This is a genomic window from Sphingomonas sp. GC_Shp_3, from assembly GCF_026540945.1.
In the GTDB taxonomy this organism is placed as follows: domain Bacteria; phylum Pseudomonadota; class Alphaproteobacteria; order Sphingomonadales; family Sphingomonadaceae; genus Sphingomonas.
Map to the genome: position 1 here is coordinate 1 of NZ_JALNUT010000032.1, position 519 is coordinate 519.

1 protein-coding gene is annotated in these 519 nt (G+C 59.9%); it reads right to left on the minus strand.

The window, feature by feature from the left end; all coding sequences use genetic code 11:
• Positions 1-142 precede the first annotated feature (142 nt).
• Positions 143-367 (minus strand): antitoxin VbhA family protein, encoded by a 225-nt coding sequence (locus OXR00_RS19605; RefSeq protein ID WP_267389911.1) that lies wholly within the window; start codon positions 365-367, stop codon positions 143-145.
• Positions 368-519 lie beyond the last annotated feature (152 nt).

A 519-nucleotide genomic window follows, 5' to 3' on the forward strand; every position in this document is an offset into this window, starting at 1 on the left:
AGACGACTATTCGGGGCGACCTGCTTGAACAACGGTCTCGCAGCTCGTCTTATTTAACGCGTGTAGACGACAGGGCCTTCGGCACCGCTCGCAGGCGGCCGATTGCCAGCTTCCAGACCGGTTGGTCGTTGTGCCTGCAAACTTAGGGACGTTGAACCGTGTGGGATGACAGAATGGCGGCGGTGAGTTCACCGCTGTCGACCTCACCGGCAATGTAGCGGGTGTTTAGATGCTCAATCTCATCCGGGAGCGTGCCGCCTTCGTACCGCACGCTACCTCGGGCAAAATCGACTTCGGCCTGACGACGCGCGCGTTCCTCGTCGGTGATAGCTGATTGAGGGCTCTGCCCTTGGGTGTCGAGCGGCATGATCGATCCTTCCGGCAGACAGCGTATCACCGAAGTACAAGTCGATCATCTATCATGTAGCTTCACACCGGCGGCGCAGCGCCCGGACCGGAGGCGACCGTTCGGCACCCTTCAGACGATGTCATCCTTTCCGGGACTGAAGAACCGTCTCG